Origin of the sequence: Enterococcus sp. DIV1315a, assembly GCF_051712325.1 — a bacterium.
Lineage (GTDB): Bacteria > Bacillota > Bacilli > Lactobacillales > Enterococcaceae > Enterococcus > Enterococcus faecalis.
This window is the reverse complement of sequence record NZ_JBIOOS010000001.1, coordinates 2039242-2053929: the sequence shown is the minus strand read 5'-3', so window position 1 is coordinate 2053929 and position 14688 is coordinate 2039242. Positions and strand designations below refer to the sequence as shown.

Annotated in this window: 14 protein-coding genes; 8 read left to right on the top strand and 6 right to left on the bottom strand. The window is 36.5% G+C overall.

Annotated features, from left to right (window positions below):
- The first annotated feature begins 107 nt into the window (after nt 1-107).
- The 3 genes from IGJ03_RS09730 (at nt 108) to IGJ03_RS09720 (ending at nt 3000) form a co-directional block, all read left to right on the top strand.
- Nucleotides 108-1121 carry a CdaR family transcriptional regulator gene (locus tag IGJ03_RS09730; RefSeq protein ID WP_002374210.1) on the top strand — a complete coding sequence of 338 codons (1014 nt, stop codon included), beginning with the start codon at nt 108-110 and terminating at the stop codon, nt 1119-1121.
- Between the two features lie 122 nt (nt 1122-1243).
- On the top strand, nt 1244-2146 hold the full coding sequence (locus IGJ03_RS09725) for a diacylglycerol/lipid kinase family protein (RefSeq protein ID WP_010713166.1): 903 nt from the start codon (nt 1244-1246) through the stop codon (nt 2144-2146).
- Nucleotides 2147-2265: 119 nt separating this feature from the next.
- Entirely contained in the window at nt 2266-3000 is a 735-nt protein-coding gene (locus IGJ03_RS09720; RefSeq protein ID WP_002384134.1) for a YcjF family protein, read from the top strand.
- A gap of 283 nt (nt 3001-3283) precedes the next feature.
- Here IGJ03_RS09720 and IGJ03_RS09715 read toward each other — a convergent pair whose 3' ends face one another.
- The 4 genes from IGJ03_RS09715 to IGJ03_RS09700 all read right to left on the bottom strand — a co-directional run bounded on the left by IGJ03_RS09715 (nt 3284) and on the right by IGJ03_RS09700 (nt 8969).
- Nucleotides 3284-4993 (bottom strand): ABC transporter permease/substrate binding protein, encoded by a 1710-nt coding sequence (locus tag IGJ03_RS09715; RefSeq protein WP_002356521.1) that lies wholly within the window; start codon nt 4991-4993, stop codon nt 3284-3286.
- Nucleotides 4986-6176: a quaternary amine ABC transporter ATP-binding protein gene (locus IGJ03_RS09710; protein ID WP_002388977.1), complete on the bottom strand. Its 1191-nt coding sequence runs from the start codon at nt 6174-6176 to the stop codon at nt 4986-4988. The genes IGJ03_RS09715 and IGJ03_RS09710 overlap by 8 nt, the downstream gene beginning before the upstream one ends.
- 199 nt (nt 6177-6375) lie before the next feature.
- Nucleotides 6376-7008 (bottom strand): GntR family transcriptional regulator, encoded by a 633-nt coding sequence (locus IGJ03_RS09705; protein WP_002356525.1) that lies wholly within the window; start codon nt 7006-7008, stop codon nt 6376-6378.
- Between the two features lie 14 nt (nt 7009-7022).
- Entirely contained in the window at nt 7023-8969 is a 1947-nt protein-coding gene (locus IGJ03_RS09700; RefSeq protein ID WP_010777871.1) for an ABC-F family ATP-binding cassette domain-containing protein, read from the bottom strand.
- A gap of 213 nt (nt 8970-9182) precedes the next feature.
- Between IGJ03_RS09700 and IGJ03_RS09695 the strand changes: the two genes are divergently transcribed.
- Nucleotides 9183-9833, top strand: coding sequence for a redox-sensing transcriptional repressor Rex (locus IGJ03_RS09695; protein ID WP_002356528.1), 651 nt, complete (start codon nt 9183-9185; stop codon nt 9831-9833).
- Between the two features lie 42 nt (nt 9834-9875).
- On the opposite strand, the gene IGJ03_RS09690 is transcribed toward IGJ03_RS09695, so the two are convergent.
- Both IGJ03_RS09690 and IGJ03_RS09685 read right to left on the bottom strand, forming a co-directional pair.
- The gene (locus IGJ03_RS09690; RefSeq protein ID WP_002356529.1) at nt 9876-10529 is read right to left on the bottom strand and encodes a CPBP family intramembrane glutamic endopeptidase; all 654 of its coding nucleotides are present in this window, start codon (nt 10527-10529) and stop codon (nt 9876-9878) included.
- 18 nt (nt 10530-10547) lie between these two features.
- Entirely contained in the window at nt 10548-10724 is a 177-nt protein-coding gene (locus IGJ03_RS09685; protein ID WP_002356530.1) for a hypothetical protein, read from the bottom strand.
- A gap of 233 nt (nt 10725-10957) precedes the next feature.
- Here IGJ03_RS09685 and groES point away from each other — a divergent pair, with 233 nt between their 5' ends.
- From groES to IGJ03_RS09665, 4 genes are all read left to right on the top strand, one after another.
- Nucleotides 10958-11242 carry a co-chaperone GroES gene (gene groES / locus IGJ03_RS09680; RefSeq protein WP_002356531.1) on the top strand — a complete coding sequence of 95 codons (285 nt, stop codon included), beginning with the start codon at nt 10958-10960 and terminating at the stop codon, nt 11240-11242.
- Nucleotides 11243-11299: 57 nt separating this feature from the next.
- Nucleotides 11300-12925 (top strand): chaperonin GroEL, encoded by a 1626-nt coding sequence (gene groL / locus IGJ03_RS09675; RefSeq protein ID WP_002362559.1) that lies wholly within the window; start codon nt 11300-11302, stop codon nt 12923-12925.
- A 303-nt stretch (nt 12926-13228) separates the two neighbouring features.
- Nucleotides 13229-13948, top strand: a complete 720-nt coding sequence (locus IGJ03_RS09670) for a response regulator transcription factor (protein WP_002382640.1) — start codon at nt 13229-13231, stop codon at nt 13946-13948.
- A gap of 23 nt (nt 13949-13971) precedes the next feature.
- On the top strand, nt 13972-14682 hold the full coding sequence (locus IGJ03_RS09665) for a hypothetical protein (RefSeq protein WP_010712729.1): 711 nt from the start codon (nt 13972-13974) through the stop codon (nt 14680-14682).
- The last annotated feature ends 6 nt before the right edge of the window (nt 14683-14688 follow it).

Sequence of the window (14688 nt, the reverse complement as noted above, 5' to 3'; positions counted from 1 at the left end):
AAATAAAAATGTTCAGTCGTTGATCTGAAGAATTAAGCGTTTGGGACATAAGTCATTGCGGCTTATGTCCCAAACGCTACTCGCTTTTTAGAAAGTTGGCGATAGCAATGTTAAAATTAGACAAAATCCAAGCAAATAAAATTGTTGAAAAGTTGATGGCAGATATTCCTTATAACATCAATATTATGGATGAACGAGGAAAAATTATTGCGAGTGGAGATTCTGCTCGAATTGGGGAGCGCCATCGTGGTGCAGAAAGAGCCATCAATGAACGAAAAAATATTGAAATTTATAAAGATACTTCTTTAGAGAAAAAAGGCACCAATGAACCGATTATTTTGAATGATCACATTTTAGGTGTCGTAGGCATTTCAGGAGAACCAGACGAGGTGCGCAAATTTACCAAGCTTGTGCGCTCGATTGTTCTTTTACTGACAGAAGAATTAAATACACAACAAGAACGCGAAAAAAAGAAGAAACAAAAAAATCAGTTTATCCAGCACTTAATGCATGTTGATTCTGCTTACTCAGAAGCCTTAAAATTTGAAGCGTTGGAACTATATAACCTTCAATTAGATGACCAGAATCATTGTGTACTGACCAAGGACAAGCGCTTATTATCCAGTTATTATCCTGGCCATGAAATATTTGAATGGGAAAATTGTTATCTGGTGATTACTTCTGAACCACCTCAGATAACAAAGCCAGTAACAGAATACCTTGTGATAAGTTCGGAAAAAGCCACGATTCAACAAATGGTCCAAGAGGCACAAAACACGTATTTACTTCTATCGTTTCTCCAATTAGAAAAGGCTAAGTTTTACCAAGCAGAAGATTTTTTCATTCAAGGAATTTTTAATTTTCCTTTTCATATTGAATTGGATTTTTTTGAAACCATCCAGACGATTTATGATGAATACTATGAAACCGTTATTTTTTTCGCCAATCATAACTTAAACATCAATGAAACCTCACAAGTATTACATATCCATCGAAATACATTGAATTACCGCTTGAAACGAATTCATGAATTGACGGGGATGGATCCAAAAGTTTGGCAAGATTTTTGGAAATTGTTCTATTATTTTGCCTATTGCTTTAAAGAACGTTTTGAAAAGTAGTGAGGAGCAGGAATGCTTGTTTGTTAAGCAAGTGTCAGCATATTTTTCGCCAGAATCAAAAATATCTTTTATAATAATTGTAAGGAATCAAACGATTTAGATATCAACGAGGAGTGGTGCCATTGAAAAAAGCAGTTTTAATTGTTAACCCCAGTTCTGGTGGTGAAAAAGCCAAAGAATTTGAAACGTTAGCAGAAGAAAAATTAAAGCAGTTATTTGATGAAGTTGTAGTGAAACAAACAGAAAAAGGCGGCGATGCAGAACAATTTGCCCGTGAAGCTGCGGAAAGTCACTTCGACAGTGTTTTCGTAATGGGGGGAGATGGAACCGTTAATGAAGGAATTAGTGGGTTGGCAGAACAAGCTTACCGCCCAAAATTTGGCTTTTTTCCTTTAGGAACGGTGAACGATTTAGCGCGAGCCTTGAATTTACCGATGGATCCTGAAGAAGCGATTCAACAATTAGATTTAGAAAAAACCAGTGCTTTAGATGTGGGGAAAATCAATGATGACTACTTTATGAATGTCGTTGCGATTGGGACGATTCCAGAGTCAATTAACGACGTGGACGTTGAACAAAAAACGAAGTTAGGAAAACTCGCTTATTTTATTTCAGGTGCCAAACATTTAGCAAATGCTCAAACGTATCCTTTTCATTTAAGCTTGGATCAAAAAGAACAAACCATTGAAAGTAGTACCGTTTTAGTTGGCTTAACGAATTCAATCGGTGGGTTTGAAACATTATTACCAGAGGCCCAAGTGGATGATGGCAAACTTCATTTAGTTTATTTAAAAGATCAATCATTATGGGATGCAGTAAAAGCAGTCCCAGATTTGTTAAAAGGCGTCGACCAGTCCACTGATAATTTAGTTTACCTAACCTTTAAAGAAGGAACAATCTCCTTAGAAAACCAAGAAGAATTAACCACTAATGTGGATGGTGATGAAGGAGCTGCTTTGCCAATTACGCTGGAAATTTTGCCTAAACACTTGACGGTCTATTGCGGTGAAGAACAAACAAAATAGCTGATTTTTTGAGAAAAGCTAGAACATTTCTATTTGTTTAAAAAACAGATAAGTTCTGGCTTTTCAAATCATCTAAAAGAGAATCAATCAGGGGCTATGCTATACTTTGTTTCTACATATTGATAGATAAAGGAGTTAATGAGATGAGAAGAAAAAAACATAAAAACAAAAAGAAACAAGAACTTTTTGAAGAGATTGAAAAACAAGAATTAGCAGAACAAGAAACTAAGCAATTGAATGAAGAAATCGAAGACCCAGAATTTCGTTCTTTTTTTCAAGATGTCTTGAAAAAATTTCCACAAAAAACGTCTACGGCCATAATGAATGCTTTCGCAACTTCTAAAGGTAAAGCAGAACAATTAGTGACGAACAGTCAAACACAACTCGACAAAGTATTTGATGAATTTTTGGCTGGTGTTTCACCTGACGTGAAAAAGAAAAGTCATCAAACGATTCATTTTGCTGCATTGTCAGCAGCAATTATTGGGTTTTCGCCAATTCCGTTTTCGGATGCTTTTTTACTGGTACCTGTTCAATTAACTATGATGTCACGGCTGCATAAAATTTTTGGTCAGTCTTGGTCTGAAAGCTTAGGTAAAAGTTTAACCAAAGAATTAGTAGTGGTTAGTTTAGGTAAGAGCGCAGTCGGGAATATTCTAAAAGTGATTCCTGTTGTCGGAACTGTGACTGGTGGCATGGTCAATGCTTCAGTTGCGGTAGCAATTACGGAAGCGCTTGGCTGGGTTACTGTCAAAATGTTAAATGATGGTGTTGATATCTTTGATGATGTGATGTCTTTCAAAGGACAATTTTCAACATTATTTAAAGCCATCCAAAATGCTAAAAAGAAATAATCGCTGTATCGATTAACTAGGGTGAGACACATTTAAAATTTTTTAAGTAATTCGTAGCAAATTTCCAAGGTTTTCGTCACAAATTATTCACAGGTTCTCGTTAATATATAAGCATACCAACAAAACACCCAACATAAACACTTTTCATTTTTACTCCTCAAGTAAAAATAACTCCTTTCCACTCAGTCTACCCAACTGAGTGGTTTTTTTGGCGAAAAAAGAGGGCGTTGAACAATTTGTTCAACGTCCTCTTTTAATAGATGGGGAAGTCATTTGTTAAGAATTATTTTTTCCATTCTGCTACTTGGTCTTTATGTGAATCAACCCAATCGCGTGCAGCTTCTTGTGGGTCTTTGCCTTCGTTAATTTCTAACATGACAGATTCCATATCCTTAGTTGTCCAATGGAAATTATCTAACACTTTGTAAGCTTCTGGTTGATCTTCTTTTAGGCCTTGGCGAGCCATTGTGTGAATCGCTTCTTCGCCGCCCATAGTGCCTTTTGGATCGGCTAAATATTTTAAATCATATTTTGCAAACATCCAGTGAGGAGACCAGCCAGTAATAACGATGTCTTCGTTGTTTTTAATTGCTTGTCCTAAGGCGACAGTCATGGCACCTGATGAAGAAGTTTCAACAGACCAATCTTTCAAATTAGGATAAGCTTCTTTAGTTTTCTCTGCTGCTGCAACAACACCAGCCCCAGGTTCAATTCCAGTAATCTTTTTCCCAGCTTGATCAGATAAATCTTCGATAGAATCAACATCCATATAAGAAGGGACGACAATTCCTAGCTTCGCACCTTTAAGGTTTTCACCAAGGTCGTCTAATTTATCTTTATATTGTTTATATTGCTCTGCGTGAGTTCCTGGCAGCCACGCACCAACCATGGCATCTGTTTCACCTTTAGCTACAGATTCCCACATAATTGCGTTATCTAAAGGAGTCGTTTTAACATCATACCCCATATCTTTTAAGACTTCGGCAACCACATGTGTGGAGGCTACTTCGGTATCCCATTCCACATAAGAAAGGGAAATTTGCTTATCATTTGTTGTTGTAAAAATTGAAGCACCAACTAAGCCAGCGACAATTACAACAACCGCTGCAATAATCCCGTATTTTTTCTTTTTAGAGGTGGCACCAGCTGCTTTAGGGGCTGCTTTTTTATTATTTAAATGTTGAGTAAAACGGTCAATGATAATCGCTAAAATAACTAAAGCCACACCATTTACGAAACCGTTCCCGACTTGTGCACGTTGTAAAGCGGAAAGGACGCCACGTCCTAATCCAGGCGCACCAATCATTGAAGCAATAACTACCATTGATAGGGCTAGCATGGTTGTTTGGTTAACACCAGCCATAATCGTGTTTTTGGCTAAAGGTAATTCTAGTTTGAATAATTTTTGCCAGCCAGTACTACCGTAAGAATCAGCTGCTTCAACAAGTTCATTTGGCACTTGTCGAATTCCTAAGTTCGTAAAGCGAACGGTTGGTGGTAAAGCGAAGATAACAGAGGCGAAGACCCCAGGAACCATACCAATTCCGAAGAATGCAACGGCTGGAATCAAGTAAACGAAACCAGGCATTGTTTGCATGAAGTCCAAAATCGGTGTAATAATACTCTTGGCTTTTTCACTTTTCGCCATTAAAATCCCTAGTGGCACACCAATGATAATGGAAATAACACTAGAAAGTAAAACTAACGTAACGGTACTCATTAAATCGTTCCATAAGTTTTGATTATAGATAAACATTAAGCCGATAAACGTGAATAAACTTAAGCCGATTTTTTTATTAGAAATAAAGAAAGCAGCAATCGTTAATAGCACAATCAGCACAAGTGGTGGTACGGCTGTTAGTAATGCAGTAATGTTGTCCATTACACTTTGACCAATTGTTTGTAAAAAGCTGAATAATCCAGCAAATGTTGAAGTTAACCAATCAGTAAAACTTTCAACCCAAGATGCGACAGGTAATTGATACTTATTCATGTTCGTTCACCTCTGTTTCTGCAAGTGCTTCAAGTACGCTACCACGGATGACCACGCCTAATAGTTTGCCGTTATCAGTCACGGCAAGAGGTGTTTGTGCATCATAAATCAGTGGGAAAATATCATTCACTAACATATCTTTGTCGATTGTTTGAATTTCTGGATCCACACATTCTACAAGAGAAGTCCCGTTTTTACGCGCTTCTAAAGCTTTTTCTGCGCGTACAACGCCTTTTAGTTGGCGTTTTTTATCCACGGCAAGTAACATACTCACTTCTTCTTGACGCATCCGTTTTAAAGCAACAGTTGGGCCATCAATTTCAATGTTAGTAGTTAAAGCAGGTACCATAATATTTTGGGCAGTTAAGACTTTTGAACGATCCACATCTTCCACGAAGGTTCGCACATATTCGTTGGCTGGGTTGGTTAAAATTTCTTCTCCAGTCCCAATTTGCATAATTTGACCATCTTTCATCAAGGCAATCCGGTCGCCGATTCGTAAAGCTTCATTCAAATCATGTGTGATAAAGATAATGGTTTTTTTGACATTTTCTTGTAAATCTAATAGTTCGTCTTGCATTTCACGACGAATTAACGGATCAAGAGCAGAGAATGCTTCGTCCATTAATAAAATTTCCGGATCGTTAGCCAAGGCACGAGCAAGGCCGACACGTTGTTGCATCCCACCAGATAATTGACTTGGTAATTGGTCTTTAAAAGCAATTAAGCTAGAATTTTCTAAGGCTTTTTCAGCTTTTGCTTGGCGTTCTTCTTTAGGAACACCACGAATTTCTAAACCATATTCCGTATTTTCTAAGATAGTTCGATGGGGGAAAAGACCAAAGTTTTGGAAAACCATGCTCATTTTATTTCGACGTACTTCACGTAATCCTTCTTTATCTAAAGAAGAAATATCTTGTCCATCAATATAAATATTTCCTGAAGTTGGTTCAATCAAACGATTTAATAAACGAATTAATGTTGATTTCCCACTTCCTGATAACCCCATAATAACGAAAATTTCGCCTTCTTCAACTTCGAAATTTACATCATAAACACCGACTGTAGCACCCGTTTTTTCTAAAATTTCTGTTTTGCTTTTGTTGGCACGAATCATTTCAAGTGCCGGTTTGGTTTTCTTACCAAAGATCTTGGTAAGGTGATTTACTTTTACTTTTGGCAAATCATTGTTCCTCCTCATTAAAAAAGTGACTACATCAGACTACTATAAAGTTGTCACTTTGTCAAATTAGATGAAAATCTTTCTGAAAATGAAGAAAAACAGTATTTTAACTAGGTTTTATAGTGGGTTTTTATGAAAAATAGAAATAATAAATAAAAAAAGTGACTATTTACCGCAAGATAAGTAGTCACTTTTTTGTTTAAGGATAAAAGAAATTTTGGACACGTTGTAAGGTTGATTCGTCATGTCCAACAAAATAAAGTGTGTCGTTCAACGAAATCTTTGCATATGGACCAGGTGAGACTAGAAGCTCTTCTTTGTGTTTGATGGCGATAATCGTTGCCGAAGTGTTTTGCCAAAAATTCATTTCGCTAATCGTCGCCTCAAGATAAGCAGCTTCTTCTGTTAAAACTAATGAATAGGGATTCATTGGATTGAAAGAATCAAAACGCTTTGTTTGTTCAACAAGAGTATCTAGAATGCTAGAAAAATGAGTAAGTTCTTCTTTTTGTTTCGCTACGCTATCTAGCAATTCTTCTTTAATTTCAGCAATCGTTTGAACGTCTTGATATTGTGTCACAAAGTCCTGCGCTTTTTCTTTTGATGCCACATAGAAGCCGCTGCCGTGTTTGGCTTTAACGATTTCTAAATCGACTAAAACGATAATGGCTTTGCGAGCTGTTTCTGGCGACACTTGGTATTGGTTAGCTAGGGTGGAACGGGCATGGATTTTATCTCCAACATGTAATTTGCCTTCTGCAATTTTTTCCGCAACATCAACGGCGATTTGTTGATATTTGGGCTTCGTTAAACTGATTTTTTTGGAAGCCATAGTGAATCCCTCCGTTAATTGTTATTTTCCATTTCTTCTAATTCTAAACTGAAATTTTCCCATTGCTCAAGTAGTTCATCTTGTTGCTGACGAGCGTCATCTAATTGTTGGTTTAAAGCCAGCAATTCAACATGATTTTCTAGAATGTCTGGTTGACTCATTTGTGCTTCTAATTGTGCAATTGTCGTATCTAACTGAGCAAGATTTTCTTCGACTTGTGTTATTTTTCTTTGCAAAGTACGGAGTAATTTTTGTTGCTCCTTGTTTTGATAAAAGGTATTTTTGGCTGTAACTGGTTCGGGTTTTTTCGCCGCTTCTTCATTAGCTAAGAGGGCAGCGATTTCTTCTTCCTCTTGTTTCTTTTCTAAATAATAATCATAGTCGCCTAAATAAAGTTTGCTGCCTTTTTCAGAAAGCTCAACAACTTTTGTTGCAATTCGATTGATAAAGTAACGGTCATGGGAAACGAAGAGGATGGTTCCTTCATAATCAATCAGCGCATTTTCTAAAACTTCTTTATTATCGATATCCAAGTGGTTGGTTGGCTCATCGAGAATCAAGAAATTGTCACGATCCATCGCTAATTTTGCTAATGCCACACGGGCTTTTTCGCCACCGCTTAATAAAGGAATCGTTTTTTCAACATCATCTCCACTGAAGAGAAAGCCGCCTAAAATACTTCGAATCTCTTTTTCAGGTGTGGTTGGGTGTTCATCCCATAATTCCGCTAAGACCGTTTTATTGCCATGTAAATTGGCTTGCTCTTGGTCATAGTAACCTACAGAAACATTGGTGCCAAAAGTTTTACTTCCTTTAATGAAAGGAATGCGGTCAATAATTGATTTCAAGAGAGTGGATTTACCAATTCCGTTCGGTCCGACTAAGGCAATGGCTTCTTTACGACGAATATCCAAGTGAATAGGTTCGGATAAAATATGTTCTTGGTCGTAACCAATGGCGGCATCTTCGACTTGTAAAACAACATTTCCCGAGACTTTTTCACTATCGAAAAGAAAATGCGCCGATTTTTCATCTCCTTGAGGTCGGTCTAAACGGTCCATTTTTTCTAATACTTTTCGGCGACTTTGTGCACGTTTCGTTGTAGATGCACGAACCAGATTTTTGGCAACAAAATCTTCTAACTTATTGATCTCTTCTTGTTGCTTTTCATACGCTTTCCATTCACTGGCTAATTGTTCTGCTTTTAACTCCAAGTATTTGGAATAGTTTCCTTTGTAGTGAGTCATTTTTTTGCGGCTCAGTTCATAAACTTCATTAACTACCTTATCTAAAAAATAACGATCGTGGGAAACAATTAATAGGGCGCCGGCATAGCTTGGCAAATAAGATTCCAGCCAAGAAAGCGTCTCGATATCTAAGTGGTTTGTAGGCTCGTCCAGAATTAAAATATCTGGTTTTTGTAAAAGCATTCTTGCTAATGCAAGCCGGGTTTTTTGACCACCAGATAAGGTTTGAATATCTTTCTTGTAAAAGGATTCATCAAAGCCAAAGCCGTGAAGGACTGAGCGAATTTCATTTTCATAGCCGTAGCCATTTTTTTCAGAAAACGTATGTTGCAATTGATCGTACTCTTTTAAAATTCCTTCATAAACGGAAGTGATTGGCTCCATTTCACTAATTTTGGTTTCTAATTCTCGCATACGCTGTTCCATTTCTAGGATGTCAGCAAAGGCTTTTGTCATTTCTTCCCAAACGGTTTTATCTGATTCTAAGCCGGTATTTTGAGCTAAATAACCTAACGTAGCAGTTTTATTTTTGGCAATGGTTCCGCTATCGGGAGCATCAATGCCTGCAATGATTTTTAAAAAAGTCGATTTTCCAGCACCATTACGACCAACTAAGGCAATCCGACTTTTTGTTGCAATTTCTAAATGTATGTTTTCAAACAATGTTTCCGAGCCAAAATGCCGGGCAACTTGATTTGCTTGTAATAAAATCATCAGTAGTCCTCATTTCTAAATTCATTGCCCTTAGTGTAGCATAAAATCTGCTAAAATAGCACGTATCAAAAAATGCTTTGTGAAGGTTTATACCTTTTATCACAAACTTTTGAAGAAAAATGCTATTTTTGAGCCATAGAATTGCTTTTTATTGTGAAAAACTGCTATTATGTTAATGGATAAGATTTAAGTGAAAGTATTGGAGGTCCAATTGTGAAAGATCAAGTTATTCCAAAAGCAACGGCGCGACGCCTTCCTTTATATTATCGCTACTTAAGAATGTTACATGATACAGGAAAAAATAAAGTCTCATCAACTGAATTAAGTGAAGCGGTACAAGTAGACAGTGCGACTATTCGTCGTGACTTTTCATATTTTGGTGAATTAGGTAAACGTGGGTACGGCTATGATGTTGAAAACTTAATGAACTTTTTTGCAAAAACATTGAATGAAGATGAGTTAACCAATGTCGCATTAATCGGGGTTGGTAATTTAGGAAGTGCTTTATTAAAGTACAAATTCCATCAAAGCAACAGTATTCGTGTAAGTTGCGCATTTGATGTGAATGAAGATATTGTGGGACGCATTGTTGACGGTATTCCGGTTTATCCAATGGAAGATATGATGGAACAAATCCGTGTTCAACAAATCGAAGTAGCTATTTTAACTATTCCAGCTCGCAAAGCGCAAGAAGTTGTGAACAAACTTGCCGAAGCAGGGGTTAAAGGAATTCTAAACTTTACGGCTGCGCGTTTAGTAGCGCCACCTGAAGTATTAATTCAAAATGTTGACTTAACCAACGAATTACAAACATTGATTTATTTCTTACATCATGACAACGAATTGATTGACGAAGAAGAATAAGCAAAAGAAAAGGGCCTAGTCGTTTAGACGAAGGCCCTTTTCTTATTGAATTGCACCATTATGCAAAAGTAGTTGAACAATAATCACAATCGTATTCATGCCGCAATGGGCGATAATTGAGGTCCAAATTTTTCCAGTTTGCTTGTACAAAAGAGCAAAGAAAAATCCCATAAAGAAATAAACAAAAAAGTGACCATCGGCATGTGCGAGTGAAAAAATCGCCGAACTAACAGTAGCCGCAATCCAGAAATTTGTAAAAGGCTGGATTAAATGGATAAATGCATAACGAAAGACGAATTCTTCCATAATCGGACCACCGATAGTAGTTGCCAAAATAAATAAAGGATTTGCCAAAATCACCGCTACAATAGCTTGCGTATTTTGAGAAGTAGCTTGTTCTCCTGTGATGGCTACTTCAATGGCAAAAGTAACCCCTTGAATCAGCATGGCAATGAAAATCCCACTAACACCTAGTAAAAAAATAAAAATAGGTGATTTCAAGGTTGCGGTTTCCTCTAAAGGAGAAGGTTCTGTGGTTTTTAAAAAGATGCCAATCATTACAAGGGCGCCAATAATGTAGAGAGCAGTTGTCACATTAATCGCTGCATTGGGGGAAATACCCGAAAAAAGTAACGGCCCGAAAAAAGCGATAATGTATGTGACTAAAATAAATAAACTTGATTTTCTTAAGGTCATGGTTAATCCTTTCTATAATTATTTTTTACGATTATTGCGATATCCTAATAAAAGAAAAACGAATAAGAAAAAGAAAAGAGATTCCCAAAGTGTCGAAACAATTCCTTCTGTGACACTGAAAACAAGATTTCCTAAATTCGCTATCACAAAATAAACGAATGTTGCTATTAGTGCTGTAAGTAAACGTTGTTTCATTTTATTCGCCTCCAATCGTAGTCAACTTATTTTACCATGAATTAAAGGATTGGAAAAACATTCCATGAAAAAAAGAATACGCAATAAAAAATGCGTATCTTATAATTGACAAGAAAAAGAGAGAAAAGACTTGCATTTTTAGAGTGAAATGAGTATTATAAATAGTGTGAGTTAGCACTCTTGTGTACCGAGTGCTAAAATAAGCGAAAACTTTTTATTTGGAGGGATTTATTGTGTTAAAACCATTAGGCGATCGCGTCGTAATTAGAGTCGCGAAAGAAGAAGAAAAAACTGTTGGAGGAATTGTTCTTGCATCCGTTGCAAAAGAAAAACCACAAACAGGTGAAGTTATCGCAGTAGGTGAAGGTCGTGTGCTTGAAAATGGCACAAAAGTTCCGATGGAAGTAAAAATTGGTGACACAGTAATGTTTGAAAAATATTCAGGAACAGAAGTGAAATACGAAGGCGTAGAATACTTAATTGTATCAGCCAAAGACATTATTGCCACTGTTGAATAATAAACAACTTTTACAGAATAATATAATAGAAGAAAAAAATTATGAGGTGAAGAAATCATGGCAAAAGAGATTAAATTTGCAGAAGATGCACGTGCAGCAATGCTACGCGGAGTAGATGTATTAGCAGATACAGTGAAAGTGACATTAGGCCCTAAAGGTCGTAACGTTGTTTTAGAAAAATCATTTGGTTCACCATTGATTACTAACGATGGGGTAACAATTGCTAAGGAAATTGAATTAGAAGATCATTTTGAAAACATGGGCGCAAAATTAGTTTCAGAAGTTGCTTCTAAAACGAATGATATTGCTGGTGACGGAACAACAACAGCGACTGTTTTGACACAAGCCATTGTTCGTGAAGGCTTAAAAAACGTAACTGCTGGAGCTAACCCATTAGGTATTCGTCGTGGGATTGAATTAGCAACAAAAACAGCAGTAGAAGAATTACACAATATTTCATCTGTAGTTGATTCAAAAGAAGCGATTGCACAAGTCGCTGCTGTTTCATCAGGTTCTGAAAAAGTCGGCCAATTAATTGCCGATGCAATGGAAAAAGTTGGTAACGACGGCGTAATTACCATTGAAGAATCAAAAGGGATTGAAACAGAATTAGATGTGGTTGAAGGAATGCAATTCGACCGCGGTTATTTATCTCAATACATGGTTACTGACAACGATAAAATGGAAGCTGTTTTAGAAAATCCATATATCTTAATTACCGACAAAAAAATCTCAAATATTCAAGATATCTTACCTTTATTAGAACAAATTCTACAACAAAGCCGTCCACTATTGATCATTGCGGATGATGTTGATGGAGAAGCTCTACCAACATTAGTATTGAACAAAATCCGTGGTACATTTAATGTTGTCGCAGTAAAAGCGCCAGGATTTGGTGACCGCCGCAAAGCGATGCTTGAAGATATTGCTATTTTAACAGGTGGTACAGTAATCACTGACGACTTAGGGTTAGAGTTAAAAGACACAACCATTGAAAACTTAGGAAATGCTAGCAAAGTAGTTGTCGACAAAGATAACACAACAATTGTTGAAGGTGCTGGTTCAAAAGAAGCCATTGATGCCCGCGTTCATTTAATTAAAAACCAAATCGGCGAAACAACGTCTGATTTTGATCGTGAAAAATTACAAGAACGTTTAGCTAAATTAGCTGGCGGGGTTGCTGTCGTTAAAGTCGGTGCTGCAACTGAAACAGAATTAAAAGAATTAAAATTACGAATTGAAGATGCGTTAAACGCAACACGTGCCGCTGTAGAAGAAGGCATGGTTTCTGGTGGTGGTACCGCACTTGTCAATGTAATTGGTAAAGTCGCTGCGCTGGAAGCTGAAGGCGATGTGGCAACAGGGATCAAGATTGTCGTTCGTGCATTAGAAGAACCAATCCGTCAAATCGCTGAAAATGCTGGTTATGAAGGATCAGTGATTGTTGACAAACTAAAAAATGTTGACTTAGGTATCGGATTCAATGCAGCTAACGGTGAATGGGTAAACATGGTTGAAGCCGGTATTGTTGACCCAACAAAAGTAACTCGTTCTGCCTTACAAAATGCAGCTTCTGTGTCAGCTTTATTATTAACAACCGAAGCAGTTGTTGCAGACAAACCAGAACCAGCTGCACCAGCTCCTATGATGGATCCATCAATGGGCATGGGCGGTATGATGTAAAAATAAAAAAGTATTCTAAAAGCTTACGATTGAAAAATCGTAAGCTTTTTTTTACATAAAGAATAAATAATCTAAATAATATCTTTACTTGTAGTGTTTTCTCAAATATTTACTCATTTAACAAAAAAGATGATAATTTAAAGGCCTCGTTTTAGCTAGACAGCCTTGTTTTTATTCGATAAAATTTAGTAATAACAATCATTTTTTGAAAAATTAGTAGTTGGTGATTTTTATTTATTAATAGAATATAAATAAAAATTATTATATTTTGAAGGAGAATATTAGGAAGATTGAGGTAAAAAAATGGAAAAATATACAATTGGTGTCGTCCCTTTGACAATTGAAACAAAAGAATACTGTCAAAATTGGTTTGTTAGTAATCAAGTAGAATGTCAGATCATCCAAGGAACAAATATACTTCTTCATTTGCACCATATTGATGGATTAGTGATTGAAGTTACTGATCACCAGCAAGTAAATACTTGTTGTGAGTTATTAATGACAATTCGCAAGCAGTCAGACTTGCCAATTTGGTTATTTTCTCGGACAGAAGCAATTAGTAAAGTCAATCGAATTATTTATTTACAATTAGGCGCAGATGGCGTTTTTGATCATTCTTATGATCGCCAAGAATGCGTGTTAAGCATGAGTAATTTATTGCAACGTGTAAAAAGACGTTTTTATCCTAAATTAGTTAGTGCAAACGAGGAACAAACAGTTACTAAGAATCTTTCTGAGAGATTGTATTTAATTGCGCCAAATTTGAGTGTTTGCTTGGGAAATGGAGAAGAAATTCTTTTAACAAAATTGGAATTTTTCACAATAGAGTATTTATACAAACACGCAGGACAAACAATTACATATGAAGAACTCTACAAAAATGTCTGGAAAGATACTGCGAATGAACGAAAATATCGTGTCGCTAATGTGATTTTCCATTTGCGTAAAAAAATTGAACAAGATGTGAACAAACCACAATATATCAAAACAATTCGCTCAAAAGGCTATATGTTAACGGTGTAAAAGGTACGAAGGAGGAGAAACAAATGTGGCAATTTTTGACTAAAAACAATGAAGATGAGGAGTATGAGAAGATGCCGGATTTTGAAAATGAACAATCGGGGAAAGCACAACCAAAGGTAACAGAGGAAGCAATCTTTGATGACGAGGTCGTTTATGCAAAAGAGCAAGCTGCAAAAGTTAAGCAGGTCAAGCAAGAAGTGCCGACTGAACTGTCGGAAGAATCGTTTTCTTTTGCTGAAAAACTAGAAGAAGAAAATCAACTATATCAGCAATCCATAAAAAAACTAACGGAGCAATTATTAATGCAAACCAATGAAGTGGAAGCATTACAAAAACAAGTAGTCGAAAAAGATGTTCAACTTAAAGATGTTAAAGAAACGTTAAGTGATAAAGAAGCAACTATCACTTCTTTACAGAAACAATTGTCTGAAGAAAAGATGCAACAGAGACAGACCAGTGAAGAGAATTTAGACACAGCCGTTACGCTTTCTCAAAAAGAAATTGGCGAAGTCTTATTAGAAGCCAAACGTCAAGCAAAAGAAACAATTGCCCAAGCTAACCAACAAGTTGCAACAGTTCATGAAGAGATGGAACAACGTTTAGCAACTTTAACACGCATGAAGCAAGTGGCAAGAGAGTACCAAGCTTATTGTGAACAAATGCTGACAATCAAGAATGAATCAACAGGAATGTACCAACAGATAGAGCAATTATTAGCAGAAATAAAGAGGTAAATGAAG